Origin of the sequence: Streptomyces sp. DH10, from assembly GCF_029813805.1 — a bacterium.
Classification (GTDB): domain Bacteria; phylum Actinomycetota; class Actinomycetes; order Streptomycetales; family Streptomycetaceae; genus Streptomyces; species Streptomyces coeruleofuscus.
Window position 1 is genome coordinate 158615 of the sequence record NZ_JARVKU010000003.1, and the last position, 26513, is coordinate 185127.

Consider the following 26513-nt stretch of genomic DNA (forward strand, 5'->3'; position numbering starts at 1 on the left):
GGGTCGGAAGAATCGTGGAGAACCTCATTGCGCTGCTGGTGGCGGCGCCCCTGCTCGGAGCGGCGGTCCTGCTGTGCGGCGGACGCAGGCTGGACGCCGTGGGCCACTGGATCGGCACGCTGCTCGCGGCCGCCTCCTTCGTGCTCGGCCTGGTGCTGTTCACCGACATGCTCGGCCAGGACCCCGAACACCGGGTCATGGCCCAGCACCTGTTCAGCTGGATCCCGGTGGAGGGCTTCCAGGCGGACGTCGCCTTCCAGCTCGACCAGCTGTCCATGACGTTCGTGCTGCTGATCACGGGCGTCGGATCGCTGATCCACCTCTACTCCGTCGGGTACATGGAGCACGACGAGCGGCGCCGCCGCTTCTTCGGCTACCTGAACCTGTTCCTCGCGGCGATGCTGATCCTCGTCCTCGCCGACAACTACCTGCTGCTGTACGTCGGCTGGGAGGGCGTCGGTCTCGCCTCCTACCTGCTGATCGGCTTCTGGCAGCACAAGCCCAGCGCCGCCACGGCCGCGAAGAAGGCCTTCCTGGTCAACCGCGTCGGCGACATGGGCCTTTCCATCGCGATCATGCTGATGTTCCTGTGGTTCGGCACCTTCGCCTTCGGGCCGGTGCTCGGCAGCCACGAGGAGGCCGGGCTCGCCGGAGCCGCCGGTGAGGACAAGCTCACCGCGATCGCGCTGATGCTGCTGCTCGCCGCCTGCGGCAAGTCAGCCCAGGTGCCACTCCAGTCCTGGCTCGGGGACGCGATGGAGGGCCCGACCCCGGTCTCGGCCCTCATCCACGCCGCGACCATGGTGACGGCGGGCGTCTACCTGATCGTCCGCTCCGGGGCCGTCTTCAACGGCGCGCCGGACGCGCAGCTGGTCGTCACGATCGTCGGCGCGGTCACGCTTCTGTTCGGTGCGATCGTCGGTTGCGCGAAGGACGACATCAAGAAGGCCCTGGCCGGCTCGACCATGTCGCAGATCGGCTACATGATCCTCGCCGCGGGCCTCGGCCCCATCGGCTACGTCTTCGCGATCATGCACCTGGTGACGCACGGCTTCTTCAAGGCGGGGCTGTTCCTCGGCGCCGGTTCGGTCATGCACGGCATGAACGACGAGGTGGACATGAGGAGGTACGGCGGCCTGAGGAAGTACATGCCGGTCACCTTCGTCACCTTCGGCCTCGGCTATCTGGCCATCATCGGCTTCCCGGGCCTGTCCGGCTTCTTCTCCAAGGACAAGATCATCGAGGCGGCGTTCGCCAAGGGCGGCACCGAGGGCTGGATCCTCGGCGCCTGTGCCCTGCTCGGCGCGGCCATCACGGCGTACTACATGACGCGCGTGATGCTGATGACGTTCTTCGGCGAGGAGCGCTGGCGCAACGCCCCGACGCCGTCCCCGGCCGAACCGGACGTGGAGCCCGCCGCCGAGACCCGCGGCGAGTACACCCCGCCGCACCCCCACGAGTCGCCCAAGGTCATGACGATCCCGATGATCGTGCTGGCCGTCGGGTCGGTGGGAGGCGGTGCGTTCTTCAGCATCGGCGACCGCTTCATGCACTGGCTGGAGCCGATCACCGGGCACAGCCACGGCAACCCGCCCATCAGCGCCCTCACGGTCACACTGGCCACGGTCGCCGTGATGGTCCTCGGCGTCGCCGTCGCCTGGGCGCAGTACGGCCGCCGCCCGGTCCCGGCCGTCGCCCCGCGCGGCTCGCTGCTCACCCGGGCCGCCCGGCGCGACCTGCTCCAGGACGACTTCAACCACGTCGTTCTGGTCCGCGGCGGCGAGCACCTCACGCGGTCCCTGGTCTACGTCGACCACACCCTGGTCGACGGCGTCGTCAACGGCACGGCGGCCTCGGTCGGCGGCCTCTCCGGGCGGATGCGCAGGCTGCAGAACGGCTTCGCCCGCTCCTACGCGGTCTCGATGTTCGGCGGCGCGGCGGTCATCGTCGCCGCGACCCTGCTGATGAGGGCGGTCTGATACCGATGTCCTTTCCTCTGCTGACAGTGACAGCGGCGCTCCCGGCCGTCGGGGCGATCGCCACGGCCGCCGTACCGGCCGCGAAGCGCACCGCCGCCAAGTGGCTGGCGCTGCTCTTCTCGCTCGCCACGCTCGTCCTGGCGATCACCGTCCTGGTGCGCTTCGACCCGGACGGCGAGCGTTACCAGCTCACCGAGTCCCACGCCTGGATCGCGGACTTCGGCGTCCGTTACGAACTGGGCGTGGACGGCATCGCGGTGGCGCTGATCGCGCTGACCGCGCTGCTGATCCCGTTCATCATCCTCGCGGGCTGGCACGACGCCGACCCGCTGGAGACCGGCAGCACCCGGTGGCGGCCCACGCAGGGCTTCTTCGCCCTGATCCTGGCCGTCGAGGCGATGGTGATCCTCTCCTTCGAGGCCACCGACGTCTTCCTCTTCTACATCTTCTTCGAAGCCATGCTGATCCCGATGTACTTCCTCATCGGCGGCTTCGGGGACCGTGCCCACGAGCACGGCGAGAAGACGGCGGCGACGCAACGCTCATACGCGGCGGTGAAGTTCCTCCTCTACAACCTGGCCGGCGGTCTGATCATGCTGGCCGCGGTGATCGGCCTGTACGTGGTCGCCGGAAACTTCTCGCTCACGGAGATCGCCGAGGCCCGCGCCAACGGCTCGCTCGACATGGCGACCAGCACCGAGCGCTGGCTGTTCCTCGGTTTCTTCTTCGCCTTCGCGGTGAAGGCACCGCTGTGGCCGCTGCACACCTGGCTGCCCAACGCGATGCAGGAGTCCACCGCCCCGGTCGCCGTACTGATCACGGCGGTCGTCGACAAGGTGGGCACCTTCGCGATGCTCCGCTTCTGCCTCCAGCTGTTCCCGGAGGCCAGCAAGTGGGCGACGCCCGCCATCCTGGTCCTGGCCCTGATCAGCATCATCTACGGGGCGCTGCTCGCGGTCGGCCAGCGGGACATCAAGCGGCTGATCGCCTACGCGTCGATCTCCCACTTCGGCTTCATCATCATGGGCATCTTCGCGATGACCAGCCAGGGCCAGTCCGGGGCGACGCTCTACATGGTCAACCACGGCATCTCGACCGCCGCGCTGATGCTGGTGGCGGGCTTCCTGATCTCCCGGCGCGGCTCGCGGCTCATCGCCGACTACGGCGGAGTGCAGAAGGTCGCCCCGGTGCTCGCCGGCACGTTCCTGATCGGCAGCCTCGCGACCCTCTCCCTGCCGGGGCTCGCGCCGTTCGTCAGTGAGTTCCTGGTCCTGGTCGGCACGTTCACGCGCTACCCGGTGATCGGCATCATCGCCACCTTCGGCATCGTCCTCGCCGCGCTCTACACCCTCGTCCTCTACCAGCGGACGATGACCGGGCCGGTGAAACCCGAGGTCAGCGCGATGCCGGACCTCAGGGTGCGTGAAGTCGTGGTCGTCGCCCCGCTGGTCGTACTGCTGATCTTCCTGGGCGTCTACCCGAAGCCCGTCACGGACATCGTCGACCCGGCGGTCAAACAGACCATGTCCGACGTACAGAAGAAGGACCCCCAGCCCGAGGTGGAGGCGGCCAAGTGAGCGCAACAGCCGTCCACAGCCTGTGGACAACCGCGGCCGAACCGATCACCAAGATCGACGCGCCGAAGTTCGAGTACGGACAGTTGGCGCCCACCCTGATCGTCGTCGGAGCGGCGATCGTCGGGATCCTCGTCGAGGCGTTCGTACCGCGCAAATCGCGTTATTACGTCCAGATGTTCGTGTCCGTCGTCGCCCTCGCGGCCGCCTTCGCCGCGGTCGTCGCCCTCGCGGCCGACGGATACGGCACGACCAAGGCGCGCATCGCGGCGATGGGCGCGATCGCCGTCGACGGACCGGCCCTCTTCCTCCAGGGCACGATCCTGCTGGCGGCACTGGTCGGCCTGTTCACCTTCGCCGAGCGGCGGCTCGACCCGGTGGCGCACGGCAACCGCGTCGACTCCTTCGCCGCGCAGGCCGCGTCCGTGCCGGGCAGCGAGAGCGAGAAGGCGGCGGTCAAAGCCGGGTTCACCACCACCGAGGTGTTCCCGCTGCTGCTGTTCGCCGTCGCCGGCATGCTGATCTTCCCGGCGGCCAACGACCTGCTGACGCTCTTCGTGGCCCTGGAGGTCTTCTCCCTCCCGCTGTACCTGCTGTGCGCGCTGGCCCGCCGCAAGCGGCTGATGTCGCAGGAGGCGGCGGTCAAGTACTTCCTGCTCGGCGCGTTCGCCTCCGCGTTCACCCTGTTCGGCATCGCCCTGCTGTACGGCTACGCGGGCTCGATGTCGTACGCGACGATCGCGCAGGTCGTCGACGGCACGGTCGCGGACGTCAACCCGGCGCTCGCGGACACCATGGGCAACGACGCGCTGCTGCTGATCGGTGCCGCGCTGGTGGTGATGGGCCTGCTGTTCAAGGTGGGCGCGGTGCCGTTCCACATGTGGACGCCGGACGTGTACCAGGGCGCGCCGACGCCGGTGACCGGCTTCATGGCGGCGGCGACCAAGGTGGCGGCCTTCGGCGCGCTGCTGCGGCTGCTGTACGTCGTCCTGCCCGGTCTGCGCTGGGACTGGCGGCCGGTCATGTGGGCCGTGGCCATCGTCACCATGCTGGGCGGCGCCATCGTCGCGATCACGCAGACCGACATCAAGCGGCTGCTGGCGTACTCGTCGATCGCGCACGCCGGGTTCATCCTCGCGGGTGTCATCGCGACCACGCCCGACGGTGTCTCGTCGGTGCTGTTCTACCTGGCCGCGTACTCGTTCGTGACGATCGGCGCCTTCGCGGTGGTCACGCTCGTGCGCGACGCGGGCGGCGAGGCGACGCACCTGTCCAAGTGGGCGGGGCTCGGCCGGCGTTCGCCGCTGGTGGCGGCCGTGTTCGCGGTGTTCCTGCTGGCCTTCGCTGGCATTCCGCTGACCTCCGGCTTCGCCGGGAAGTTCGCCGTGTTCAAGGCGGCGGCGGAGGGCGGGGCCGCCCCGCTCGTCGTCATCGGTGTGATCTCGTCGGCGATCGCGGCGTTCTTCTACATCCGCGTCATCGTGCTGATGTTCTTCAGCGAGCCGCGGCCCGAGGGCCCGACGGTGGCCGTGCCGTCGCCGCTGACGATCACGGCGATCGGGGTGGGCGTGGCGGTCACGCTGGTGCTCGGTGTGGCGCCGCAGTACTTCCTGGATCTGGCGGGACAGGCAGGCGTGTTCGTGCGCTGACACCCGGCCTGGCGGTACACGTGAGCGGGACCCGGTCTCCTTGGGGGCCGGGTCCCGCTCACGTGTGTCAGGGGCGGCGGTCGGTCACGGGCACGTCACCCTGGGGTTCCAGGGGTAGAAGACACCCCTGGGGTTCCAGGGGTAGAAGACACCCCTGGGGTTGTCCTTGAAGATCCAGGCGTGCAGCGTGTAGACGATGCCCAGACCGGGGATCTCCTCCGGCCCGTCGAAGTGCCGGTCGCCGAACATGACCGGACGGTCGTCGTCCGTCTCCACGTTCTGGTCGGCGTCACGGACGATCCACTCCACGGCTCCGAGACGAAGCTTGCCGTGCTTGCCTTGTGGTAGGCGAGCCCGGCGGGCTTGGTGGGGTCGGTGGAGTTGATGAGCCGCTGCTTGACGTAGTGGTAGCCCATGCCGCCCTCGCCCGGCAGGGCGGTGCACGGGCCCGCGGGGAGGTAGCCGTCCTTGATCGCGCGCTTCACGTGCTGGTAGTGGCGCGTGGCGGCGTAGGTCTGGACGAGTTCGGGCTCGCCTCCGTCGTCGTGTCCGGTGGCGTGGGCGGGGGCCGCGGCGCATGCGAGCGCGGTGGTCAGCGTGAGGGCACAGGCGGCCTTGAGGAAGGACATGTCGTGTCGCTCCTTGCCGGAGGGGCGCCCGGAGGCGGGCGTCCGTCATGGGGGCGCGGTCGCGCCCGGTGAGGGATCGGCGGGCCTCCCCCGTCCCGCGTCAGCAGCATCGCCCGGCCGGTGGGGGCGTGCCAGGCGGGGCGACCGTTCGGGATGGGTATGGGCCGACCGTTCGGGATGGGCACGGGCCGTCTGTTCGGGATGGGCACGGGCAGTCCATCCGCGTTGGATACGGGCCGCCCATCCGGGCCGGATACCGGGCGTCTGTTCGGGCCGGGGACGGAAGCGACGCGATCCGTCGAGCGGGGCCTGTGGATAACTCCGGGAGTGTCGGTGCGGGCCCCTATGGTGGACGCAGTGGTCGAGGGGCGACGCACGGGGGACAGGACGATGGGCGCGATGGGCGGGACGGAAGTGATGACGGACGTGGACGCGGTGACCGGGACCGGCATGCCAGGCGGTGCCGGCGACAGCGCGGCGCTGGCCACGCTGCACCGGGTCTTCGGATACGAGGCCTTCCGCGGCGAGCAGGAAGCGGTCATCGAGCACGTGGTCGCGGGCGGCGACGCGGTGGTGCTCATGCCGACCGGCGCCGGCAAGTCCCTCTGCTATCAGGTCCCGGCCCTGGTCAGACCCGGTACGGGTGTGGTCGTCTCCCCGCTCATCGCCCTGATGCAGGACCAGGTGAACGCACTGCGGGCGCTGGGCGTGCGGGCCGGGTTCATGAACTCCACGCAGGACTTCGACGAGCGCAGGGTGGTGGAGGCGGAGTTCCTCGCCGGTGAGCTCGACCTGGTCTACCTGGCGCCGGAGCGGCTGCGGCTGGAGAACACGCTCGACCTGCTCTCACGCGGCAAGATCTCCGTCTTCGCGATCGACGAGGCGCACTGCGTCTCCCAGTGGGGACACGACTTCCGGCCGGACTACCTGTCGCTGTCGCTGCTCGGCGAGCGCTGGCCGGACGTACCGCGGATCGCGCTCACGGCGACGGCCACGCACGCGACGCACCAGGAGATCACCGAGCGGCTGAACATGCCGTCGGCCCGGCACTTCGTGGCGAGCTTCGACCGGCCCAACATCCAGTACCGGATCGTGCCGAAGGCCGACCCGAAGAAGCAGCTGCTGAGCTTCCTGCGCGAGGAGCACGCGGGCGACGCGGGCATCGTCTACTGCCTGTCGCGCAACTCGGTCGAGAAGACCGCCGAGTTCCTCAGCCGCAACGGCATCGAGGCGGTGCCGTACCACGCCGGGCTGGACGCGGGTACGCGCGCGGCCCACCAGTCCCGCTTCCTGCGGGAGGACGGCCTGGTCGTGGTGGCGACCATCGCCTTCGGAATGGGCATCGACAAACCGGACGTACGCTTCGTCGCCCACCTCGACCTGCCCAAGTCGGTCGAGGGCTACTACCAGGAGACGGGCCGGGCGGGACGTGACGGGCTGCCGTCGACGGCCTGGATGACGTACGGGCTGAACGACGTCATACAGCAGCGCAAGCTGATCCAGTCGGGCGAGGGCGACGAGGCGTTCCGGCGGCGGGCCCAGGCCCACCTGGACTCGATGCTGGCGCTGTGCGAGACGGCCCAGTGCCGCCGGGGCCAGCTGCTCGCCTACTTCGGCCAGGACCCGGACCAGCCTGCCTGCGGCAACTGCGACACCTGCCTGACCCCGCCGGAGACCTGGGACGGCACGGTCGCGGCGCAGAAGGTGCTCTCGACGGTGGTGCGGCTCCAGCGGGAGCGCGGGCAGAAGTTCGGCGCGGTGCAGATCGTCGACATCCTGCTGGGCAAGCGGACCGCCAAGGTGATCCAGTTCGACCACGACCAGCTGTCGGTGTTCGGCATCGGCGACGAGCTGACCGAGGGCGAATGGCGCGGTGTGATACGGCAGCTGCTGGCCCAGGGGCTGCTCGCGGTGGAGGGCGAGTACGGCACGCTGGTGCTGACCGAGGCGAGCGGGGAGGTGCTGCGGCGGGAGCGGGAGGTGCCGCTGCGGAAGGAGCCGAAGAAGCCGGTGACCTCCCGGTCGGGAGCGTCGGGGTCCTCGGGCTCCGGACGGGGCGAGCGCAAGAGCAAGACGGCAGCCGCCGAGTTGCCCGAGGAACTGCTGCCGGCCTTCGAGGCACTGCGCGCCTGGCGGGCCGAGCAGGCACGCGAGCAGGGCGTCCCGGCGTACGTCATCTTCCACGACGCCACGCTGCGGGAGATCGCCACGGTGTGGCCCGGCTCCGTGGCCGAGCTCGGCGGGATCAGCGGGGTGGGGGAGAAGAAGCTCACCACGTACGGAGAGGGCGTGCTGGAAGTGCTCGCCTCACTGGGCGGACCGGCAGGCTCTGCTCCTGCGGGCGACTCACCCTCGGCCCAGGTGTCCGGCCGGGCTCCGGCTCACGCCGCCGCCGGTCAGGAGGCGGGGGAGCCGGACCACTGGCCCGAGATGGACATGGAGCCGGAGCCCGACGACTGGATGTAGCGACGGGCTCCGGCCACGTCACGGGGAGTGGCGAGCCGGGCCGGTCACAACGCCCGTGCCGCGTACGCCCTGACATCCGCGTCGGCGTCCGACGTCGCCGTCGCGAGGGCCGCACGGGCCTCCTCGGTGGCGCGGTGCCGGGTCAGTGCCAGGACGGCGGCCTTGCGGACATCGGCGTTGGCGTCCGCGAGTGCCTTGGCGAGGGCGGGGACGGCCACCTCGGGGTCGATGACGGACAGGGCCGTGGCGGCTCCCGCGCGCACCTGCCAGGCCTGCTCGGACAGGGCGGCCACGGCACGCTCGGTGAGGGATGCCGGGCAGCCGGTGGTGCCCAGTGCCCCGTAGGCCGCCGCGCGTACCAGGGCGTCGGGGTCGTCGAGGAGGGCGGTGAGGGCCGCGGCGATCAGGTCGGCGGCAGGGTCGGTGTCCGACGGGAGGTCATCCGCGAGCCGCTCCGCACCCACCGTGGCCAGCCCCTTGGCGATCGCCACCCGGACCTCGCGGGACGGGTCGGTGTCCGCCGCTCGGGCCAGTTCGCCGGCGGCGTCGACCGACACCAGCGCCCGCACGGCCTCGATACGGACGGCTGTGTCGGAGTCCGCCAGGGCGTCCGCGAACAGGTCGACGTCGCCGAGGCGCAGGGCACGCAGGACGTCCAGCGCGGCGGCGCGGACCACCGGGTCGGGCTCGGTCAGGGCGGCGGCGAGGCCGTCGCGCAGCTCGGGCTCCGGCGGGAGCGTCTCGACGAGCTCGCGCAGTGAGGCGGCCGCGGTGGCACGGACCTCGGCGGTGGTGTCGCGCAGGGCGGCGGCGAGGGCGGAGCCGGTTCCCGGCGGCAGCGTCTCGGTGAGCACGGCGACCGCCTCGCGCCGGACCGCGGGCACGGGATCGCTCAGGTACGGCTGGAGGGCGGCGAGTTCGGGCTCCTCATCGGCGAGCGCGACGAGTTCGAGCAGGCGGGCGGAGGACTGCTCCGGGGCGGGAGCGGAGGGCTCGTACCGCTCACTCGGAGTTCGCCCCTGCCCGGAGTCTTCCGCTTCGGACAGGGCCGCCACCGGCGCCACATCCCGCGACCCCGCCGTCGCCACGTCCTCGGCGTGGACCTCGCCGAGGGAACGGGACAGGCCGCCGACGGGCGTGAAGCCCTCGACCGGAACGAGATAGGGAGCCACGGGACGGGCCGTGAACTCCATCGCACCAGAGGGGGACTTGTGCAGATCGAGATGGTGGAACCAGGACGCGTCGTCGCGAGCGGGATGGTCGAGACGGTCGTGGTAGAGGCCCCAGCGGGACTCCGTCCTGGCCAGGGAGGACCGCGCGGCCATCTCCGCGCAGTCGCGGATGAAGGTCACCTCCGCGCAGCGCATCAGCTCGTGCGCGGTGCGGGCGCCCATCGCGGCGATGTCGGCGCGCATCCGCTCGAACGCCTCCAGGGCCAGCGACAGGCGGGCACCGGACTTCGGCGGAGCCACGTAGTCGTTCACGAAGCGGCGCAGCTTGTACTCGACCTGGGGCTGCGGCGGGCCGTCGGGGTTGCGCAGCGGACGGTAGATCAGCTCGTGCGCCTCCCGGAGCTGCTCGCCGGGCAACTCCCCTTCATACGCCGGGTACTGGGACGCGTCCGCGCCGGCCAGGTCGCCGAAGACGAACGCGCCGATCATGTAGTTGTGCGGCACGCAGGCCAGGTCGCCCGCCGCGTACAGGCGGGGGACGGTCGTGCGGGCATGGTCGTCCACTCGGACGCCGGAAGCGGAGTGGCCGCCGCACAGGCCGATCTCGGAGATGTGCATCTCGACGTCGTGGGTGCGGTAGTCGTGGCCGCGGCCGGAGTGGAAGGTGCCGCGGGTCGGGCGTTCGGTCGAGTGGAGGATCGTCTCCAGGGCGGAGACCGATTCCTCGGGGAGATGGCTCAGCTTCAGGTAGACCGGACCCCGGTCGGACGCCACCTCCGCCGCGAACTCGGCCATCATCTGGCCGGACCAGTAGTCGGAGTCGACGAAGCGTTCGCCGTGCCGGTTGACCTGGTAGCCGCCGAAGGGGTTGGCGACATAGGCGCAGGCCGGGCCGTTGTAGTCCTTGATCAGCGGGTTGATCTGGAAGCACTCGATGCCGGTGAGCTCGGCACCCGCGTGGTAGGCCATGGCGTAGCCGTCGCCCGCGTTGGTGGGGTTCTCGTAGGTGCCGTAGAGGTAGCCGGAGGCGGGCAGGCCGAGGCGGCCGCAGGCGCCCGTCGCGAGGATCACCGCACCGGCGCGGACCTGGACGAACCGCCCTGTACGCGTGTTGAAGCCGGCCGCGCCCACGGCCCGGCCCCCGGACGTGAGCACACGCACCGGCATCACCCGGTTCTCGATGCGGATCCTCTCCCGCATCTCGCGCCGCCGCAGCTGCCGGTACAGGACCTTCTTGACGTCTTTGCCCTCCGGCATCGGCAGGACGTAGGAGCCGGAGCGGTGGACCTGGCGGACCGCGTAGTCACCGTGCTCGTCCTTCTCGAACTTCACGCCGTACGACTCCAGCCGCTGCACCATGGCGAAGCCGCGGGTGGCGGTCTGGCGGACGGTGGACTGGTCGACGATGCCGTCGTTGGCGCGGGTGATCTCGGCGACGTAGTCGTCGGGTTCGGCGCGGCCCGGGATGACCGCGTTGTTGACGCCGTCCATGCCCATGGCGAGCGCGCCGGAGTGGCGGACGTGGGCTTTCTCCAGGAGCAGTACGTTCGCGCCGTGCTCGGCGGCGGTCAGGGCCGCCATGGTGCCGGCGGTGCCGCCGCCGACGACGAGGACGTCGCAGGTCAGTTCCTCGGCGTCGGTCAGGGGCGGGACGGCCAGGGGGGTGTCCGCAGGGCGGTTCACGGAGGTGGTCACCGGGGTGCCTTTCACGTACCGAGCGAGGTGAGGACGTCGCGCCGCAGGGCCAGGCGCGCAGGGTCGTCGTGCGCGCCGCGGTCGCGGGGGCGGGGCACGTCCCGTACGGCGACGAGGCCGCCCGCGCCGAGCAGGGCGACGCGGTCGCCGAGGAAGAGTGCCTCGTCCACGTCGTGGGTGACGAAGACGACGGTCGCGCCGGTGCCGTGCAGCACCTCGACCAGCAGTCCCTGCATGCCCGCGCGGGTCTGCGCGTCGAGCGCGCCGAACGGCTCGTCCATCAGCACGGCGCGGGGGCGTGCGGCCAGGGCGCGCGCCAGCTGGACGCGCTGGCGCTGGCCGCCGGAGACCCGGTGCGGCAACTGCCGTTCCCGCGTGCCGAGTCCGACCCGCTCCAGCCAGGCCTGGGCCTGTTCCCGGCGCTCGGCGCGGGGCACGCCGCGGATGGCGAGGGGGAGTTCGACGTTGGCGCGCAGGGTGCGCCAGGGGAGCAGGGCGTCCTCCTGGAAGACCAGGGCGCGGTCGGCCGAGGGACCGGTCAGCGGGCTCCCGTCCTCGGTGATCTCCCCGGCGAGCGGCGGCAGCAGGCCGGCCAGGGTGCGCAGGAGGGTCGACTTGCCGCAGCCGGAGGGGCCGACGACGGTGAGGATCTCACCGGGGGCGATGTCCAGGTCGACGCCGTCCAGGGCGGGCGCGCCGGGGCGGCCGAGGGAGGCGCCGGACAGGGCGAGCCGGGTGCCGTGGACCGGGGCGCCGGCGGCGATGGCCTCCGGCGAGGTGCTCAGGACGGTCTCAGACGAGGTGCTCATCGCGTGCCTCCTCGGATGCGGGTCCGCCGGGTACGGCGGCGGGGGCGGTCGGCGCGGGCTTCACGGAACGGGTGGGCCCGGACGGCCGGGCGCCGGGGGCGTACGCCGTGCGGGGCAGCCAGCGGGTGAGGCGGCGGCCCAGCAGTTCCACGGCCGTGGAGGTGACCCAGCCGAGCACGCCGATGGTGACCATGCCGACGAACACCCCCGGGTAGTCGACGACGGTGTAGTCCTGCCAGGTCCGGTAGCCGACCCCGTACTGGCCGGAGATCATCTCGGCGGAGATCACACAGATCCAGGACACGCCGATGCCGACGGACAGGCCGCCGAACACGCCGGGCAGCGCGCCCGGCAGGACGACGGAGCCGAGGATCCGCCACCGGCCGCCGCCCATGGTGCGCACGGCCTCCTCCCACATGGGGGTCAGGACGCGCACCGCGTGCCGGGTGGAGACCAGGACCGGGAAGAAGGCGGCGGCGCAGGTGATGAAGACGATGCCCTGTTCGTTGGAGGGGAAGAGCAGGATCGCGACGGGGACGAGCGCGATGGCCGGGATCGGGCGGATCACCTCCAGCACCGGGCCGAGCAGGTCCTCGGCGAGACGCGAGCGGGCCACGAGCACGCCCGTGGCCACGCCCAGGACGGCGGCCAGCAGGAAGCCGGTGAGGATCCGGACGAGGCTGTCGGTGAGGTCCGTCCAGTAGTCCGGCCCGGACAGCCGGGCGGCGAAGGCCCGGGCCACGTCGGTGACCGTCGGGAACTGCGAGAAGCGCAGCCACAGGTCGACATTCAGGCTGGTCAGTGCCTGCCACAGGGCGAGGGCGGCGGCCAGCGAGATCACCCGGAGCACATACCGCTTCACGAGGCCCGCTCCAGAGCGTCGGCGTAGGAGACGACACGCGCCCCGGCGTGCCCGCCGACGTACGCCTGCGCCGTGTCGGGGGCGACGAAGGGCAGCAGTTCGCCGCCGTCGGCCACCCACACGGCCTTGTCGGCGAACCAGAGGGTGCCGGTGGTGGTGTCGGGGACGTAGGCGGCCCGGAGACCGTCGCGGTGCCCGGCGACGTAGCGCAGCAGTTCGGAGGGGGATGGGAAGGTGACGGTCTTCGAGGCGCCCTTGGGCCAGGCCTCGCTCGCGGCCGGTGCCGGCTTCGTGGCGAGACGCCCGGCGTACGCCTTCGCTCCGAGGGCCTTCTTCACGTACTGGTCGTCGACGAAGGAGTCGACGTCCACGTCGCCGGTGAGTTTCGCCGACTTGAGGACCGAGACGTCCTGCTTCAGCGCGGAGACGAGCTGCGGCTTGATCGCCGGGTCGAAGGTGGCGATGCCGTGCGCGCCGTTGTAGAGGTAGACGACCTCGGCGGGCAGGCCGGTCGCCTTCGCGACCTTCTCGGCGGCGTCCACCGGGTGCTCGTTCAGGTAGTCGGTCGCCTCCGCCTGGGCCTTCAGGAACGCCTCCAGCACGGCCGGGCGTTTGTGCGCGAAGTCCTCGCGGGCGGTGACGCCGTGGAAGGTGGGCAGGTTCAGCCGGGCGCCGTCGTAGATCGCCTTGGCCTTGCCCTGGTAGGCGAGCAGGCCGGGCCAGGCGACGAACTGCGACAGCGCGTCCGTGCTGCCCGCCGCGAGGGCGGACGCGCCGACCGAAGGCTGCTGGTTGAGCTTCTCGATGCCGCTGTCCGGGTCGATTCCGGCGCGCTGGAGAGCCCGTACAAGGGTGCCGTCGGCGGCCGAGCCGACGCTGGTGGAGACCTTCTGGCCCTTCAGGTCCTTCAGGGAGGTCAGCTTGGAATCGGGCGCGGTGACGATGGTGTTGAGGCCGCCGCGCAGGTTGTAGCCGGTGACGGAGACCAGCCGGGTCGGGCTGTTCAGCTGCTTGCCGCGGGCCGCGTTGATGAGCAGCGGGAAGTCGCCCATCGAGCCGATGTCGATCTTTCCCGCGGTCATCTGGGCGGTGATGGGCGCGCCGGTGGCGTAGTCCTGCCAGTCCACCTTGTAGCGGACGCCGTCGCGCAGGGCGTTCAGCTGTTTCTCGAAGGAGCCCAGGGAGCGGAGGAGGGTTCCCGCCGTGACGGTGTTGATCGTCCTGGACTGGTAGCCGACGGTGACGGTGACCGTGGAGCCGCTGCCGGCCTCGGCGTCACCGCCGCAGGCGCTCAGCGGGAGCAGGAGGACGATTGCGGAGACGGCGACTGCTGTGCGTTTCACGGAGTTCGGGACATGGGGGTTCGGGCCTCTCACCGGAGCAGATAGGGCATGTTGACCGTGACGGCTCCGGTGGGGCAGCGGGCCGCGCACGGGCCGCAGTACCAGCACTCGTCGACATGCATGTAGGCCTTGCCGTTGCGCTCGTCGATGGCGAGGGAGTCCAGCGGGCACATGTCCACGCAGAGCGTGCAGCCGTCGATGCACTTCGACTCGTCGATGGTCACGGGCACGTCGGCCCGCTGGGGCGACAAGGGCATGGCTGTCTCCAGGAGAGTGCGCGAGCGGGGTGGTTACCGGGAGCGGTGCAGCAGGCCGCTCATGGTGATGCGGTCGCCGCGGAAGCGGATGAACTCCAGGTCGACCGGGCGGCCGTCCGCGAGGTGGGTGAGGCGTTCCAGCATGAGGACGGCGGCGCCGCGCGGGGCCTCGAGCACGGTTGCCGAGTGGGGGTCCGCGCTGACCGCTTCCAGGGTGATCTCGGCGTGGCCGAGGGCTTGTCCGGTGACGGCTTCCAGAAGGCGGAAGACGTCGGTGTTCTCCAGGTCGGCGCCGAGCAGTCCGGTGCCGATGTCGAGGGGGATGTAGGTGAGGTCGAGGGACAGGGGCAGGCCGTTCAGGCGGCGCAGGCGCTCGATGCAGAGGACGTCGGTGCCGGGCGCGAGGTGAAGGCGTTCGGCGACCGGCGCGGGTGCCGGGGCGGGGCCCATCGTGCGGACCTCGTTGGTGACCCGGCCGTGCTCACGGAGGGTTTCCGCGAGGCCCATCAGACGGTCGAGGCCGTGGGGGTACTTGTGGGCCACGACCACGGTGCCGACGCCGGGCTGGCGTTCCACGAGGCCCTCGGCCCGCAACAGGTCGAGAGCCTCGCGGACCGTGTTGCGGCTGGCGCCGTAGTCGGCGGCGAGGGTCGACTCGTGGGGGAGGGTGCCCTCGGGGAAGGCACCGGCGAGCAACTGCCGGCGGAGCAGGTCGGCCAGTTGCCGGGCCCGGTCGGCGCGCAGCCGGCGCCGCGCGCGGTGGGCGGCGACGGTGGTCGCGGCTCCCTGTCCGGCGTGGTCTCGGATGCGGTCACTGGGCATGGCTCGGACCATACCTATCCGATAGGAAAAGTGGTGTTGCGGGAATGTTGCGCCATCGGGAGTGCGACCGGTTCGGTCGGTGAGCTGGGTTTTCGGCGGGCCGGTGAGGAGATCCGCCACCGGCCACGGGTCCGGTACGGCTGTGACAGAGACTCGCCGTCGGCCGCCGGTCCGGTACGGCTGTGACAGAGACTCGCCGTCGGCCGCCGGTCCCGTCCGGCTACGACAGGGCAGTCAGGCCCGGCGCGAACACGATCAGCAGGGGCAGCAGCGGGACCAGTGCGGCCGTGGTGGTCGTCAGGGCCCGGTGCCGGCGGCCCAGCCGGGGCGGCGGTTCCAGGAGCCGGTCGACCCGCTCGCCCAGCAGGCGGTGGCTGGAGGCGCAGGACAGGACGCCGCGGTGCTGATTGAGCTCGATCAGGGCCAGGGCCGTGGTCAGGTGGCCGCAGCGGCGGGACGCCGTGTCGTCGGCGGCCAGTTCTACCAGGCGGTGCGTCTGGTCGCAGAAGTGCGCGAACAGCGGGATGCGGGGGAAACCGGTGGCCAGAGCGGTGGACAGGTGCAGCAGCCAGTCGTGGCGGGCGCGGGCGTGGCCGCGCTCGTGGGTGAGGACGGCGTCGAGCTGGTGGTCCGTGAGGCGGTGCAGGGCGCCCGTGGTGACGATCAGCTGGGGCGGGCTGCCGGGCATCCACCAGGCGTCGGGGTATTCGTCCTCCAGGACCAGGAGGGGGCCGCGGGCGGCGGGCAGTCCGGCGGGCAGGTCGGGGGCGCGTTCGCGGAGGTGGGCGCGGGCCTGTGCGCGGCGCCGGCGCGCCTCGACGAGTTCACGCGCGAGCATCGCGGTCGTCCAGGCGGCACCGCAGGCCAGCAGCAGGGTGAGGGCGGCCGCCCCGGGCGGGGCGGTGGACAGGTCGTACGCCGCCGTCACCGCGGGCGGCGCCGGGGCGAAAAGCTGGGCGCGGACCGTGCCGAAGACGGCGGCGGCGCCCAGGGCGAGTGCCGTCACGCAGCACAGCAGGACGGTGGCGACCAGGCACTGCCACACCCACAGCGCCACCACCGGTTCCCGCTCGGGCCAGTCGGCCCGGGTCAGCGCACGGGGAACGGGTACGGCGGCCGTCACGGCGACAACGCTCAGCAGGAGCAGGCAGACGGTCATGGCCACGGGCTCCGGTCGGTCGGAAGAGGGGCGGCTACGGGTCGTGCGGGGGAGGGCGGTTGCCGGGCGCACCGGTGACGTGGCTGAAGTGCACACCGACGAGCGCCCCGAACGTGCCGTGCGCCGCGCACGCGCGGGCACACCGCCCGACGCCCAGTATGACGGTGCCGGGCGGTGTGAGTCAGGAGTCGAGCGGCATCAGAAGCGCCGGGAGGGGTGACTGTCGGCCAGACCCGGGCCGTTGTCGGCCAGCCCTGGGCCGTTACCGGCCGGACCCGGGCCGTTACCGGCCGGACCCGGACCGTGGAGCGCCGTCAGGCCGGTACCACCCGCCCCGTCACCTCGCCCAGCCCCACCCGCACGCCGTCCGGCCCCGGGGCCCAGGCCGACAGGGTCACCACGTCGCCGTCCTCCAGGAACGTCCGCTTGCCGTCGGGGAGTTCGAGCGGGTCGCGGCCGTTCCAGGTCAGTTCGAGGAGGGAGCCGCGCTCACGGTCCGCCGGGCCGCTGACCGTGCCCGAGCCGTACAGGTCGCCGGTGCGCAGGGAGGCGCCGTTGACGGTCATGTGGGCCAGTTGCTGGGCGGCCGTCCAGTACATGGTGGAGAAGGGCGGCTCGGAGACGACGTGGCCGTTCACGGCGACGGTGATCCGCAGGTCGTAGCCGCCGGGTTCCTCGCCGCTGTCGTCCAGGTAGGGCAGCAGCTCGTGCGTCCGGGCCGGCGGGGCCACCCGGGCCTCCTCCAGGGCGTCCAGCGGGGTGATCCACGCCGACACCGACGTGGCGAAGGACTTGCCGAGGAACGGGCCGAGCGGGACGTACTCCCAGGCCTGGATGTCGCGCGCCGACCAGTCGTTGAGGAGGCAGAGGCCGAAGACGTGCTCGCGGAAGTCGTCGAGAGACACCGGCTCGCCCATCCGGGACGGCACGCCGACCACGAAGCCGACCTCCGCCTCGATGTCCAGCCGGACGGACGGACCGAAGACGGGAGCCGGGTCCGCGGGCGCCTTGCGCTGGCCCGAGGGGCGTACGACGTCCGTGCCCGAGACGACGACCGTGCCGGAGCGGCCGTGGTAGCCGATCGGCAGGTGCTTCCAGTTGGGGGTCAGGGAGTCCTCGGCGTCGGGGCGGAAGATCCGGCCGACGTTCCGGGCGTGGTTCTCGGAGGCGTAGAAGTCGACGTAGTCCGCGACCTCGAAGGGGAGGTGCAGGGTCACCGAGGACAGGGGGTGGAACATCGGTTCGACGGTCTCGCGGTGGGACGGCACGGACACCCAGGCCGTCAGCGCCCGGCGTACGTCCGACCAGGCGGTGCGGCCCGCGGCCAGCAGCGGGTTGAGGGTCGGCCGCGCGAGCAGGGAGGCGTACGGGGAGCCGAGGGCGTGGGCCGCCGCGCCGGCGTCCAGCACATGGTCGCCGAGCCGGACGCCCACGGTCCGGTCGGAGGAACCGGGCAGGGAGAACACGCCGTACGGCAGGTTGTGCGGACCGAAGGGGTCGCCCTCGGGGACATCGAAGGGGGGCATCGGGTGCTGCCTCGCTTTCGGGTGTGCCATGTCGTCGCCACGTGTTCGTGGTCGTGCCACACGTTACGGGTGGCACACCGGTCCTGGGCAGTGTCCGAGGAGGCGGATACGGGCGAACGGGGCAGGTGGGACCGGGTGGGACCGGACGGTGCGACTCCGGCGCGGCGGACGGGACGCCCCATTCGTGCGTGCCGGAAGTTATCCACAGGACGCGACGCAATCTTGACGGAGCGGTGCGAACGGGGCGACTCTGGGCGGGTGCCGGAAGGCCTCGGGGAGGGGGCGTTCCGACGGCACACCAGGGGGGCGGATGGCCATTGGGGAGGCCGGTCCGGGCTCGGTACGGCATGGTTCGCAGCTCAAAGGGCTGGAAGAGACCATGCGCGTGCGGCTCGGCCGGGAATGCGTGTATGTACCGTCATGTCGTTTCGGGCTGTACGTGGCGCTGCGCCACTGGTGCCCGCCCGGCGGGCGGGTGCTGATGTCGCCGGTCAACGACGACGTCATCTTCTTCGTCGTGCTCGCGGCCGGACTGCGCCCGGTGCAGGCGCCGTTGAACCCGCTCGACGCCTCCATCGACATCGATGCCGTGCCGGACGGGACGTGGAGATCGGTGTCGGCCGTGCTCACGACGAACCTGTACGGGAACCCGGACCCGGCGCCGCGCCTCAGGCAGAAGTGCGACGCGCTGGGAATCCCGCTGTTCGAGGACGCGGCGCACGCCATCGGCAGCCGGGCGGGGGACCGGCCGGTCGGGGCGTGGGGCGAGGCCTCCGCGTTCAGCCTGTCCAAGCACGTCGGGGCCAAGGCCGGAGGCATGCTCTCCCTCGCCGACCCGGGGCTGCGCGAGGCGGTGGAGAAGACCTGCGCGGGACTGCTCGCACCGCGCCGAACGAGCTCCGAACTCGCCTACGCGGTCCGGCCGTACGCGGAGGCGGCGGTGCGCGGGCTGCGGCTGCGGCGCGCCGCCTGGGCCGCGATCCGGCTGCTGGGGCTGGCGGACCGGGAGGAGATCCGGATGCCGCTGCGCCCTGACGAACTCGCGCACGCCGCCCGCCGGGCGCCCGGGCTCGACGCCCACCACCCCTGGGTACGCGTCGACATGCACGACTACCGCCAGGAGTCCGGCCGCCTGCGCCTGCGGCGCATCGGGCACAAGCTCGACCGGCTGGACGACGTGCTGGACGCCTGCCGCGCGGGCACGGAGCTGCTGCTGTCCACGCCCTGGGCCAAGCCGCGTGACGCGTACGGCACTCAGCCGTTGTTCCGCGTCCCGCTGTTCGTGGCGGACCGGGACGCGGCGATCGCCGCACTGGCACGGCAGGGCGTCGTCGTCGGCTACCTCTACGACCCGCCCCTGGACGACTACGCCGGCGCGGAGTTCACCGACCCCTCACCGGCCCCCGAGGCGGCCCGCTGGTTCGCGCGGCACGCGCTGCCCGTGGACCCGCTGCGGGCCCGGACGGTCGTCGAGGTGCTGGAGCGGTCCGGGGCACGGCCGGTCGAGGCACCGGGAGAACCACCCCGCGACAGGCCGGCCTCAGGCAGACCGGCCTCGGGAAGGCTGGATCAGTCCCGTGGCTGAGATCCAGGTGCACGAGCCCGCCACCACGCGCGCCGACGGCGGCGGACCGAAGCCCGCCGCCGACGAGCACACGCACGACTCGCTGTTCAAGAACGCGTACTTCCTCATGCTCAGCACCGGCGTGTCCGCCGTACTGGGCCTGGGATTCTGGCTGGTGGCCGCCCGCTACTACTCCGAGGAGGCCGTCGGCCAGGGTTCCGCCGCCATCGCCGCGATGCGGCTGCTCGCCAGCATCACGGCGACGACGATGATCGGCGCGGTGGTCCGGTTCGTCCCGCGCGCGGGACGGGAGACCGGGCGTCTGGTGTGGGGCACGTACGCGGCCAGTTCGCTGATCGTGGCGCTCGCCGCCGCCGTCTTCCTGCTCACGCTCGACGCGTGGGGAGCGTCGTACGCCCCTCTGGGCACGCCCATGGCGGGCGCGGTGTTCGTCGCGGCGTGCGTGGCCTGGGCGCTGCTCACGCTCCAGGACGGGGTGCTCACCGGGCTGCGCAAGGCGGAGTGGGTGCCGGCCGGGAACGCGGTGTTCTCGGTCGGGAAGCTGGTCCTGCTGGCCGTCTTCGCCGGCACGCTGCCCGTCCTCGGCATCTTCGTCTCCTGGGCCGTCGCGATCGCCTTCTCCACACTGCCGCTGGGCTGGCTGATCTTCCGTCGGCTCATCCCGCGCCAGGCGGAGCTCGAGCGCGAGAAGGAGCCCCCGAAATTCCGCGACATGGGCCGCTTCCTGGCCGGGGACTCGCTGGGCGCGCTGTTCAGCCTGGCGATGATCAACCTGCTGCCGGTGATGGTCGCGGTCCGCTTCAGCGCCGCGGAGAACGGCTACTTCTACGTGGCGTACACCGTCGGCGGCACGATGGAGTTCATGGCCATCAACATGGCCTCGTCCCTCACCGCGCACGCCTCCCACGACCCGCGACAGCTCGCCGACGGAGTCCGGGGCGCCCTGCGGCGCATGACGCTGCTGCTGGTCCCGGTCGTGCTGGTGCTGGTCCTTTTCGCCCCCTACATCCTCACGCCCTTCAGCCCGGACTACGCCGAGCACGGCTCGACCGTGCTGCGGCTGCTCGCCCTCGGCGCGCTGCCGCGGGTGGTGGTGGAGCTGTACATCGGCGTACTGCGCGTACAGGGGCGCACGGGTGTGCTCGCCGCGCTCCAAGGCGCCATGTGCGTCCTGGTGCTGGGCAGCGCGGCCGTGCTGTTCACCCCGGCCGGGATCGCGGGGGCCGGCTGGGCGGTGCTGCTGAGCATGACGCTCATCGCCGTCATCTCCACGGCCGGGCTGCGCGCGGCGCTGCGGCACAACGACAGCGCCCCCGCGGTCCGTACGCCCGCCGACCCCTCCTACGGCACCCGCTGGGCGAAACTGAACGCCACCGCCGGGTACGGCACGACCTGGGCCCGCCGGGCCGCGTACCAGCCCAAGGAGGGCGACGAGGACACGGTCACGTTGTTTATAGGGCGCCCGGGATACGAGCGTGAGGCACTCCAGGCGGACACGCTGGCGCTGATCGTGCGGCCGCATCATCCGGACGGGCGGCACCATCCCGACGGGCCGCATCATCCCGACGGGCCGCATCATCCGGGCGCCGCGGAGAAGGGGGCGATCGCCGACGAGGCCGAGGCCGTCGAGACGGCGGATGCTGGCGAGGAGCGTGACGGTCTCCGGGAGCCGAGAGCACCCCAGCGCGAGGGAACCGCCGACCACGAGGAGACCGGCGGGTACGAGGAAACCGCCGGTGCCGAGGACGACACCCGGGAGCGGCGGCTGAGAGGCGCCCTCTGGGGCCTGCTCGGCGTCGCCACCGTCTTCTTCTGGGCGCCGCTGCGCGACCTGCCCTGGCTCGACGGTGCCGCCGAAGCGGCACTGACGGGACGTCAGCTGATGGAGGGCCTGCCGCTGCCGTCGCTCACCGCGGGAGGCCTGCTGCTCGTGGTGTTCGTCGCCGCCATCACGCTGTGCACCCGGCGCGACCCGTCGCTGCCCGGCACGGCGCTGTACACCGCCCTGCTCGCCATGTACGCCGCACCGGTCGCCCTCGGGCGGGAACCGCGGCCGGTGGACGGGGCGTTGTATGTGAAGACGGCCGGCTTCCTCGCGGACGCGTTCGGGCTCGACGGGCCCGAGCCGCTGCTTCGCTGGGCGCCGCCGGTCTGCCAGCTGCTGTGCCTCGTACCGCTGTGGCTGCTGCTCGCGAGCGCGGGCGGACGGCTGCCGTGGCCGGGGCGCTGGGGGGTTCTGTATCTCGTCGCGGTCGGCGGCTGGGTGTGGCGTGAGGCGCTGGCACCGGTCGCGCCGCCCCTGCTCGCCGTACTCGCCGTACTCGTCCTGCTCCTGCCGGTCTGCCGCCGCGCCGTGTCGGCCATGGGGCGAGGGCCCTTCTGATGGATCTCCGCAGCGTCACGACGCCCGGCACGCACGCTCGCCGCACGGTGCGCAGGGCCAGGTGGCTCCGCCACATGACCCTCCGCACCGCACGCCGATCGCACGCACCGAACGCCGCTCCCTTCTCCTGCGGATATCCATCAGAAGGGCCCTACCACACCGCACAAGGCCGAACGGCCGACCCAGCGACTGATCAAGCTCCAGAGCCGAACAGAGCCGAACCGCCAGGGGGGAACCACCGTGCGTCCGCCAGTAACTCCGAGGGAGAGATCCACGCCGGAACCCACACCCGCGCGGGACGGCGCGAGCACCCCCGGCAGCAGCCCCGAAGCCTCCAGCCAGTCCGCCAGCCCCTCCTCCTCGGAGTCGTCGAGCCCCGCCCATGAGCCCGTGACGGACCTGTCCGACCTGCCCCCCGCCCGGTCCGGGCGGCGCGCTCCGGCCTGGCCCGGCGTTCCGCTGCTCGTCGCGCTCGCCCTGTGGGCGTACGCCGTGCGGCACACCGACGTGTCGCGGCTCGACGACTACGGGCTGGTCACCGCGCTGCACCCCACCTTCTGGGCAGGTCTCGTCGTGCTCACGACCGGGTTCTGGTTCACGGTCCGCGATCCGCGCCGGCCGGGCGCCTGGGCGGCCGCGTACGTCCTCGGGCTGCTGGTGATGGAGCGGGTGACGCAGGCCGTGGTCTACCCGACCCCGCTGTACGCGTGGGCGTGGAAGCACGAGGCGGTCATCGACCATCTGCTGACGGCGGGCGGCCTGCAAACGGCCGACCAGGTCGGCGACATGGCGGTGTACGACCAGTGGCCCGGCTTCTTCGCCGCGCAGGCCGCCCTGATGCGGCTGCTGGGCGTGGACTCGGCGGCGATGTTCATGGCCTGGTGGCCCCTGGTCTCCAGCCTGATGCTGCTGGTCCCGCTGCTGCTGATCTACCGCACGTTCACGGAGGACCGGCGGCTGATCTGGACCGCGGTCTGGCTCTTCTACGTCGCCAACTGGGTCGGGCAGGACTACTTCTCCCCCCAGTCCGTGGCCTACGCGCTGCACGTGGGCGTCCTGGCCGTGGTGCTGCGCCGCTTCGGCCGGTCCGCCGGGCAGCGCGGGCGGCCCCGGCAGGCCGTGTGGACGGTGGTGCTCACCGTCATGATCACGGCGATCGTCATCTCCCACCAGCTCACCCCGGGCATGCTGGTCGTCTGTCTGCTCGCCCTGTGCCTCAGCCGCCGCTACCGCGACTGGGTCCCGGTGGTCACCACCGTCGTGATCTTCCTCGCCTGGTGTCTCACGGCAGCGCTGCCCTTCCTGTCCGCGGCGATGCCGGACATGATCCGCTCCATCGGCGACGTCGGCGCCAACGTGGAGACGGGGTACGGCGCCACCCCCACCGGCACCGGAGCGATCGCGACCTCATGGGCGGCCCGGCTGCTGTCCGGCTCCGTCCTGCTGCTCGCGGCCCTCGGCGTCCTGCGCCAACGGGTGCTGCGGCACCGGGCCCGGCCCCTGCTGCTGATCGCCGCTGCCCCGCTGCCGATGTTCGCGGCGAGCAGCTACGGCAGCGAGATGATCTTCCGGGTGCTGCTGTTCATGCTGCCCGGCGCCGCGTTCTTCGCCGCCGCCGCGCTGCTGCCCAAGGTCCGTACGCTGGCCGCCGACGCCGCGGCGAAGGAGGCCGCCGGCCGGCAGGCCGCCCCCGTGAAGAGCCGCGGACGAGGGATCGGCACCTGGGTGGGGCTGGCCGCACTGCTGGGCGGAACCCTGGCGTTCGTCCCGGCCTACTCGGGCAAGGACCGGATCAACTACTTCCCGCCGCAGGAAGTGGCCCTCGTACGGCAGCTCTTCGACCAGGCGCCCGACGGCTCGCTCGTCGTGGCCGCCAACCGCAACTACCCGCTCGCGTACGCCTCCTACTGGAGCGTCGACCACTACTGGTTCCTCGACGACGCCCGCAGCCACGTCGACCGGATCGTCAAGGACCCGGCCGGCACCCTCGCCAGTGACATGGCCGGGGTGGAGCGGCCGGCCCGGGCCTACTTCCTGCTCACCCAGGGGCAGTTGGCCAACTCCGAGATGAACGGGCAGCTCGACGAGGCGCAGCTGGACCGGATACAGAAGTCCGTCGCCGCCTCGCCACGGTTCCGGCTCGTGGCGGAGAACAGCGCCGGATGGCTCTACGTACTGAAGCAGGACGGGGGAGCGGAGCGATGACACCGCAGGAACTCGTGGTCCGGATGCTGCCGCCGTTCAGCGGCTGGCTCGCGCTCGCCGCGCTCGCGCTGCCCGGCGGATCACCGCTGCGGGGCGCCGCCGTCGCCCTCTTCCTGGCGGCGGGGCCGGGCGCGGCCGTGGTCAGAGTCTGCGCCCCCGCGCTGGAGGCGAGGCCGGCCGAAGGACCCGTCGAGCGCCGGGATCCGGACTTCGCCCGCCACTCCGACCAGCTGGAGCGGCTGATGCTGGTGCTGTTCCTGAGCATCGGCGCCGTGATGCTCGTCGCGACCGTGCTGATCGCCACGCACACCTTCAGCGCGCAACGGGTGCTGCTGACGCTGACGCTGCTGACCACAGTCGCCGCGTTCTGTCCGCCGCTGCGCGCCTCCCCGCCGCCGAGGACGACACCGAGGACACCGAAGGGTTCCGCTCCGTGAGGTTCAACCGTCCCCACCGTCCCTTTCGCCGCAAGCCGACCACGACCGGACAGCACCGCAGGAGGCCCCAGCCGCACGAGGAGCAGCCGTCCGCCGGCCGGTTCACATCGAGCCGGCGCCGTCTGCTGATCACGTCCGCCACGATCGTCAGCGCGGTCCTGGTCGGCGTACTCGCCCTGCGGAACGCCTCCGGGCCGGACCCGGGAGCCGCCGGTTCCAAGGCGGACTGCCGCCCCACGGCGCTCCTGGAACCACCCTGCGGCGCCTGGTTCGGGGCGTTCGTGCCGCACGAGCGGGACGACCTGCCGGAGAAGGTCCGCGCCTACGAAAAACGCGTCGGCCGTGAGCTCGACATCGTGTACACGTACCACGACATGTCCCTGCCCGAGGGCACCCGCCGGGAGGGCCGGCTGCTCACTCCGGAGGAACAGCGCGTCGGCGAGGACCACCTGCTGCTGCTGTCCTGGGAGAGCAAGTGGTGGGGCGGCACGAAGAAGCAGCAGCCGACCTGGAAGCAGATCGCCTCCGGCGAGCTGGACAGGACCGTCATCGACGTCCAGGCCCGGCGCGTCAAGGACTACGGCAAGAAGGTGTTCCTCTCCTTCGACCTGGAGATGGACACCCGCACGCCGGACAACGGCACCCCCGCCGAGTACGTGAAGGCGTACCGGCACATCCACGACCGTTTCCGCGAGCTGGGCGTCGACAACGTCGTGTGGACGTGGATCACCACCGGCTACCTGGAGAACGCCGACGAGATGAAGGCGATGTATCCCGGCGACGAGTACGTCGACTGGGTCGGCTACAACCAGTACAACTACTACCGCTGCCACAAGACCGGCTGGCTCAGCTTCGCGCAGACACAGCACGCCGCGCACGAGTGGATCCGTAAGAACATCTCCGACGACAAGCCGCTGATGCTCTCGGAGTTCGGCACCGCCGCGGACCCGTCCCGCCCGCAGCGGCAGGCCGAGTGGTACGCGCAGGTGCCCGGGGTGCTGAAGGGCCTGGAGGGCGTCAAGGCCGCCCTCCAGTGGAACTACCGCGACCCCGGACCGCACTGCAACCTGGCCCTGGCGAACGACGCCGCCTGGGACAGCCTGCGCAAGTCGGTCGCCGACCCGTACTTCAACCAGCCGCTCGAGTAACCCAGGCGGGGATCAGCCCGCGAACTCGGGCCCGCGCACCATCGCGCGGGCCCGCCGGTACCAGCGCCACGCGATCGTCTTCGGCCCGTCCCGGTACGGCGCGACCCGGGCACCCGCGCCCGCCAGCCAGCCCTCGACGTCGGCGACGGTGTGGGTGCGCCGGACGATGAGCCGGGCGATGCGGTAGCGCTCGTCGCGGTCGGAGCTGAGCGCGTGCCGCACGGCGGTCGCCGTCTCGTAGCCGGCCCGGGCCGACATCGCCCGCACGCGCGGGCTGTTGTAGCCGTGCGGATAGGCGAGATGGCGGACCTCGTGCCCGAGGGCGTCCTCCAGCACGGCCTTCGACGAGCGCAGTTCGTACGCCAGTTCCTTGCCGGACAGGGTGTCGAGCTGTGCGTGCGTGACCGTGTGGCTGCCGATCTCCATGCCGTAACGTTCCAGCTCCGCCGCCCGGTCCAGGGTCATCATCGGCGCGGGCGGCAGCAGACTGCGGCCGCCCGGGGCGATGGCGCCGGTGGTGAGATAGGCGGTGGCGGGCAGCGCCCGCTCGGCCAGCGCCTCGGCGGTGGGCCCGGGCAGATCGGCGAAGCCGTCGTCGAAGGTGAGCAGCACGGGCCGGGACGGCAAGGGCGCGCGCCCGGCCAGGTGGTCGGCGATCGTGCTGATCGTGACGGGTGTACGGCCGCTGCGGACCACGGCGTCGAGATGCGCGGCGAACTGCTTCGGCGTGACCGTGAACTCGGCGATCCAGTCGGGCGGGTCGTCCATCACGGAGTGGTACAGGAAGACCGGGATGGCCGGGGTACGGGCCGC

General features: G+C 71.8%; 19 protein-coding genes. 9 read left to right on the top strand and 10 right to left on the bottom strand.

The features are described from left to right. The first annotated feature begins 14 nt into the window (after positions 1–14). From nuoL to nuoN, 3 genes are read left to right on the top strand one after another with little or no spacing between them, the layout of a single operon-like run. Positions 15–1979 (top strand): NADH-quinone oxidoreductase subunit L, encoded by a 1965-nt coding sequence (nuoL, locus tag QC385_RS07620; protein WP_279540510.1) that lies wholly within the window; start codon positions 15–17, stop codon positions 1977–1979. Positions 1980–1984: 5 nt separating this feature from the next. Next, positions 1985–3556 (top strand): NADH-quinone oxidoreductase subunit M, encoded by a 1572-nt coding sequence (locus tag QC385_RS07625; protein WP_279540511.1) that lies wholly within the window; start codon positions 1985–1987, stop codon positions 3554–3556. Then, on the top strand, positions 3553–5202 hold the full coding sequence (gene nuoN, locus QC385_RS07630; RefSeq protein WP_279540512.1) for an NADH-quinone oxidoreductase subunit NuoN: 1650 nt from the start codon (positions 3553–3555) through the stop codon (positions 5200–5202). The genes QC385_RS07625 and nuoN overlap by 4 nt, the downstream gene beginning before the upstream one ends. An 84-nt stretch (positions 5203–5286) precedes the next feature. On the opposite strand, the gene QC385_RS07635 is transcribed toward nuoN, so the two are convergent. Continuing rightward, the gene (locus tag QC385_RS07635; RefSeq protein WP_279540513.1) at positions 5287–5511 is read right to left on the bottom strand and encodes a hypothetical protein; all 225 of its coding nucleotides are present in this window, start codon (positions 5509–5511) and stop codon (positions 5287–5289) included. Positions 5512–6230: 719 nt separating this feature from the next. On the opposite strand from QC385_RS07635, the gene recQ reads away from it, so the two are divergent. After that, positions 6231–8297, top strand: coding sequence for a DNA helicase RecQ (gene recQ / locus QC385_RS07640; RefSeq protein ID WP_443032854.1), 2067 nt, complete (start codon positions 6231–6233; stop codon positions 8295–8297). 44 nt (positions 8298–8341) lie between these two features. Here recQ and QC385_RS07645 read toward each other — a convergent pair whose 3' ends face one another. The 8 genes from QC385_RS07645 to fahA form a co-directional block, all read right to left on the bottom strand. Beyond that, positions 8342–11164: a fumarate reductase/succinate dehydrogenase flavoprotein subunit gene (locus QC385_RS07645; RefSeq protein ID WP_279540514.1), complete on the bottom strand. Its 2823-nt coding sequence runs from the start codon at positions 11162–11164 to the stop codon at positions 8342–8344. Between the two features lie 11 nt (positions 11165–11175). Continuing rightward, complete coding sequence (locus QC385_RS07650) at positions 11176–11973, bottom strand: ABC transporter ATP-binding protein (RefSeq protein WP_279540515.1); 798 nt, start codon at positions 11971–11973, stop codon at positions 11176–11178. Continuing rightward, entirely contained in the window at positions 11957–12835 is an 879-nt protein-coding gene (locus QC385_RS07655) for an ABC transporter permease (protein WP_279540516.1), read from the bottom strand. The genes QC385_RS07650 and QC385_RS07655 overlap by 17 nt, the downstream gene beginning before the upstream one ends. Next, positions 12832–14178: an ABC transporter substrate-binding protein gene (locus QC385_RS07660; protein WP_279540517.1), complete on the bottom strand. Its 1347-nt coding sequence runs from the start codon at positions 14176–14178 to the stop codon at positions 12832–12834. The genes QC385_RS07655 and QC385_RS07660 overlap by 4 nt, the downstream gene beginning before the upstream one ends. A 29-nt stretch (positions 14179–14207) precedes the next feature. Further along, entirely contained in the window at positions 14208–14435 is a 228-nt protein-coding gene (locus QC385_RS07665) for a 4Fe-4S dicluster domain-containing protein (protein WP_279540518.1), read from the bottom strand. Between the two features lie 33 nt (positions 14436–14468). Then, on the bottom strand, positions 14469–15257 hold the full coding sequence (locus QC385_RS07670) for a GntR family transcriptional regulator (RefSeq protein WP_193505565.1): 789 nt from the start codon (positions 15255–15257) through the stop codon (positions 14469–14471). 220 nt (positions 15258–15477) lie between these two features. Further along, the gene (locus QC385_RS07675; protein WP_279540519.1) at positions 15478–16416 is read right to left on the bottom strand and encodes a M56 family metallopeptidase; all 939 of its coding nucleotides are present in this window, start codon (positions 16414–16416) and stop codon (positions 15478–15480) included. Positions 16417–16730: 314 nt separating this feature from the next. Next, entirely contained in the window at positions 16731–17942 is a 1212-nt protein-coding gene (gene fahA / locus QC385_RS07680) for a fumarylacetoacetase (RefSeq protein ID WP_279540520.1), read from the bottom strand. 379 nt (positions 17943–18321) lie between these two features. Here fahA and QC385_RS07685 point away from each other — a divergent pair, with 379 nt between their 5' ends. From QC385_RS07685 to QC385_RS07705, 5 genes are all read left to right on the top strand, one after another. Then, positions 18322–19527 carry a DegT/DnrJ/EryC1/StrS family aminotransferase gene (locus QC385_RS07685; protein WP_443032867.1) on the top strand — a complete coding sequence of 402 codons (1206 nt, stop codon included), beginning with the start codon at positions 18322–18324 and terminating at the stop codon, positions 19525–19527. Further along, on the top strand, positions 19520–21910 hold the full coding sequence (locus QC385_RS07690; RefSeq protein ID WP_279540522.1) for a lipopolysaccharide biosynthesis protein: 2391 nt from the start codon (positions 19520–19522) through the stop codon (positions 21908–21910). Before QC385_RS07685 ends, QC385_RS07690 begins: the two co-directional genes overlap by 8 nt. Before the next feature lie 390 nt (positions 21911–22300). Then, complete coding sequence (locus tag QC385_RS07695) at positions 22301–24115, top strand: glycosyltransferase (protein WP_279540523.1); 1815 nt, start codon at positions 22301–22303, stop codon at positions 24113–24115. Next, positions 24112–24552, top strand: coding sequence for a hypothetical protein (locus tag QC385_RS07700; RefSeq protein WP_279540524.1), 441 nt, complete (start codon positions 24112–24114; stop codon positions 24550–24552). Before QC385_RS07695 ends, QC385_RS07700 begins: the two co-directional genes overlap by 4 nt. After that, entirely contained in the window at positions 24549–25700 is a 1152-nt protein-coding gene (locus tag QC385_RS07705) for a glycosyl hydrolase (protein ID WP_279540525.1), read from the top strand. Before QC385_RS07700 ends, QC385_RS07705 begins: the two co-directional genes overlap by 4 nt. A 12-nt stretch (positions 25701–25712) precedes the next feature. On the opposite strand, the gene QC385_RS07710 is transcribed toward QC385_RS07705, so the two are convergent. Then, the gene (locus tag QC385_RS07710; protein ID WP_279540526.1) at positions 25713–26468 is read right to left on the bottom strand and encodes a polysaccharide deacetylase family protein; all 756 of its coding nucleotides are present in this window, start codon (positions 26466–26468) and stop codon (positions 25713–25715) included. Between the last annotated feature and the right edge of the window lie 45 nt (positions 26469–26513).

Excerpts from the sequence above, each read along its gene's own strand:
- QC385_RS07625 (WP_279540511.1), top strand. The coding sequence starts at position 1,985 with ATGTCCTTTCCTCTGCTGACAGTGACAGCGGCGCTCCCGGCCGTCGGG.
- recQ (WP_443032854.1), top strand. The coding sequence starts at position 6,231 with ATGGGCGGGACGGAAGTGATGACGGACGTGGACGCGGTGACCGGGACC.
- QC385_RS07650 (WP_279540515.1), bottom strand. The coding sequence starts at position 11,973 with ATGAGCACCTCGTCTGAGACCGTCCTGAGCACCTCGCCGGAGGCCATC.
- QC385_RS07665 (WP_279540518.1), bottom strand. The coding sequence starts at position 14,435 with ATGCCCTTGTCGCCCCAGCGGGCCGACGTGCCCGTGACCATCGACGAG.
- QC385_RS07670 (WP_193505565.1), bottom strand. The coding sequence starts at position 15,257 with ATGCCCAGTGACCGCATCCGAGACCACGCCGGACAGGGAGCCGCGACC.
- QC385_RS07675 (WP_279540519.1), bottom strand. The coding sequence starts at position 16,416 with ATGACCGTCTGCCTGCTCCTGCTGAGCGTTGTCGCCGTGACGGCCGCC.
- fahA (WP_279540520.1), bottom strand. The coding sequence starts at position 17,942 with ATGCCCCCCTTCGATGTCCCCGAGGGCGACCCCTTCGGTCCGCACAAC.
- QC385_RS07685 (WP_443032867.1), top strand. The coding sequence starts at position 18,322 with ATGCGCGTGCGGCTCGGCCGGGAATGCGTGTATGTACCGTCATGTCGT.
- QC385_RS07700 (WP_279540524.1), top strand. The coding sequence starts at position 24,112 with ATGACACCGCAGGAACTCGTGGTCCGGATGCTGCCGCCGTTCAGCGGC.
- QC385_RS07710 (WP_279540526.1), bottom strand. The coding sequence starts at position 26,468 with ATGGACGACCCGCCCGACTGGATCGCCGAGTTCACGGTCACGCCGAAG.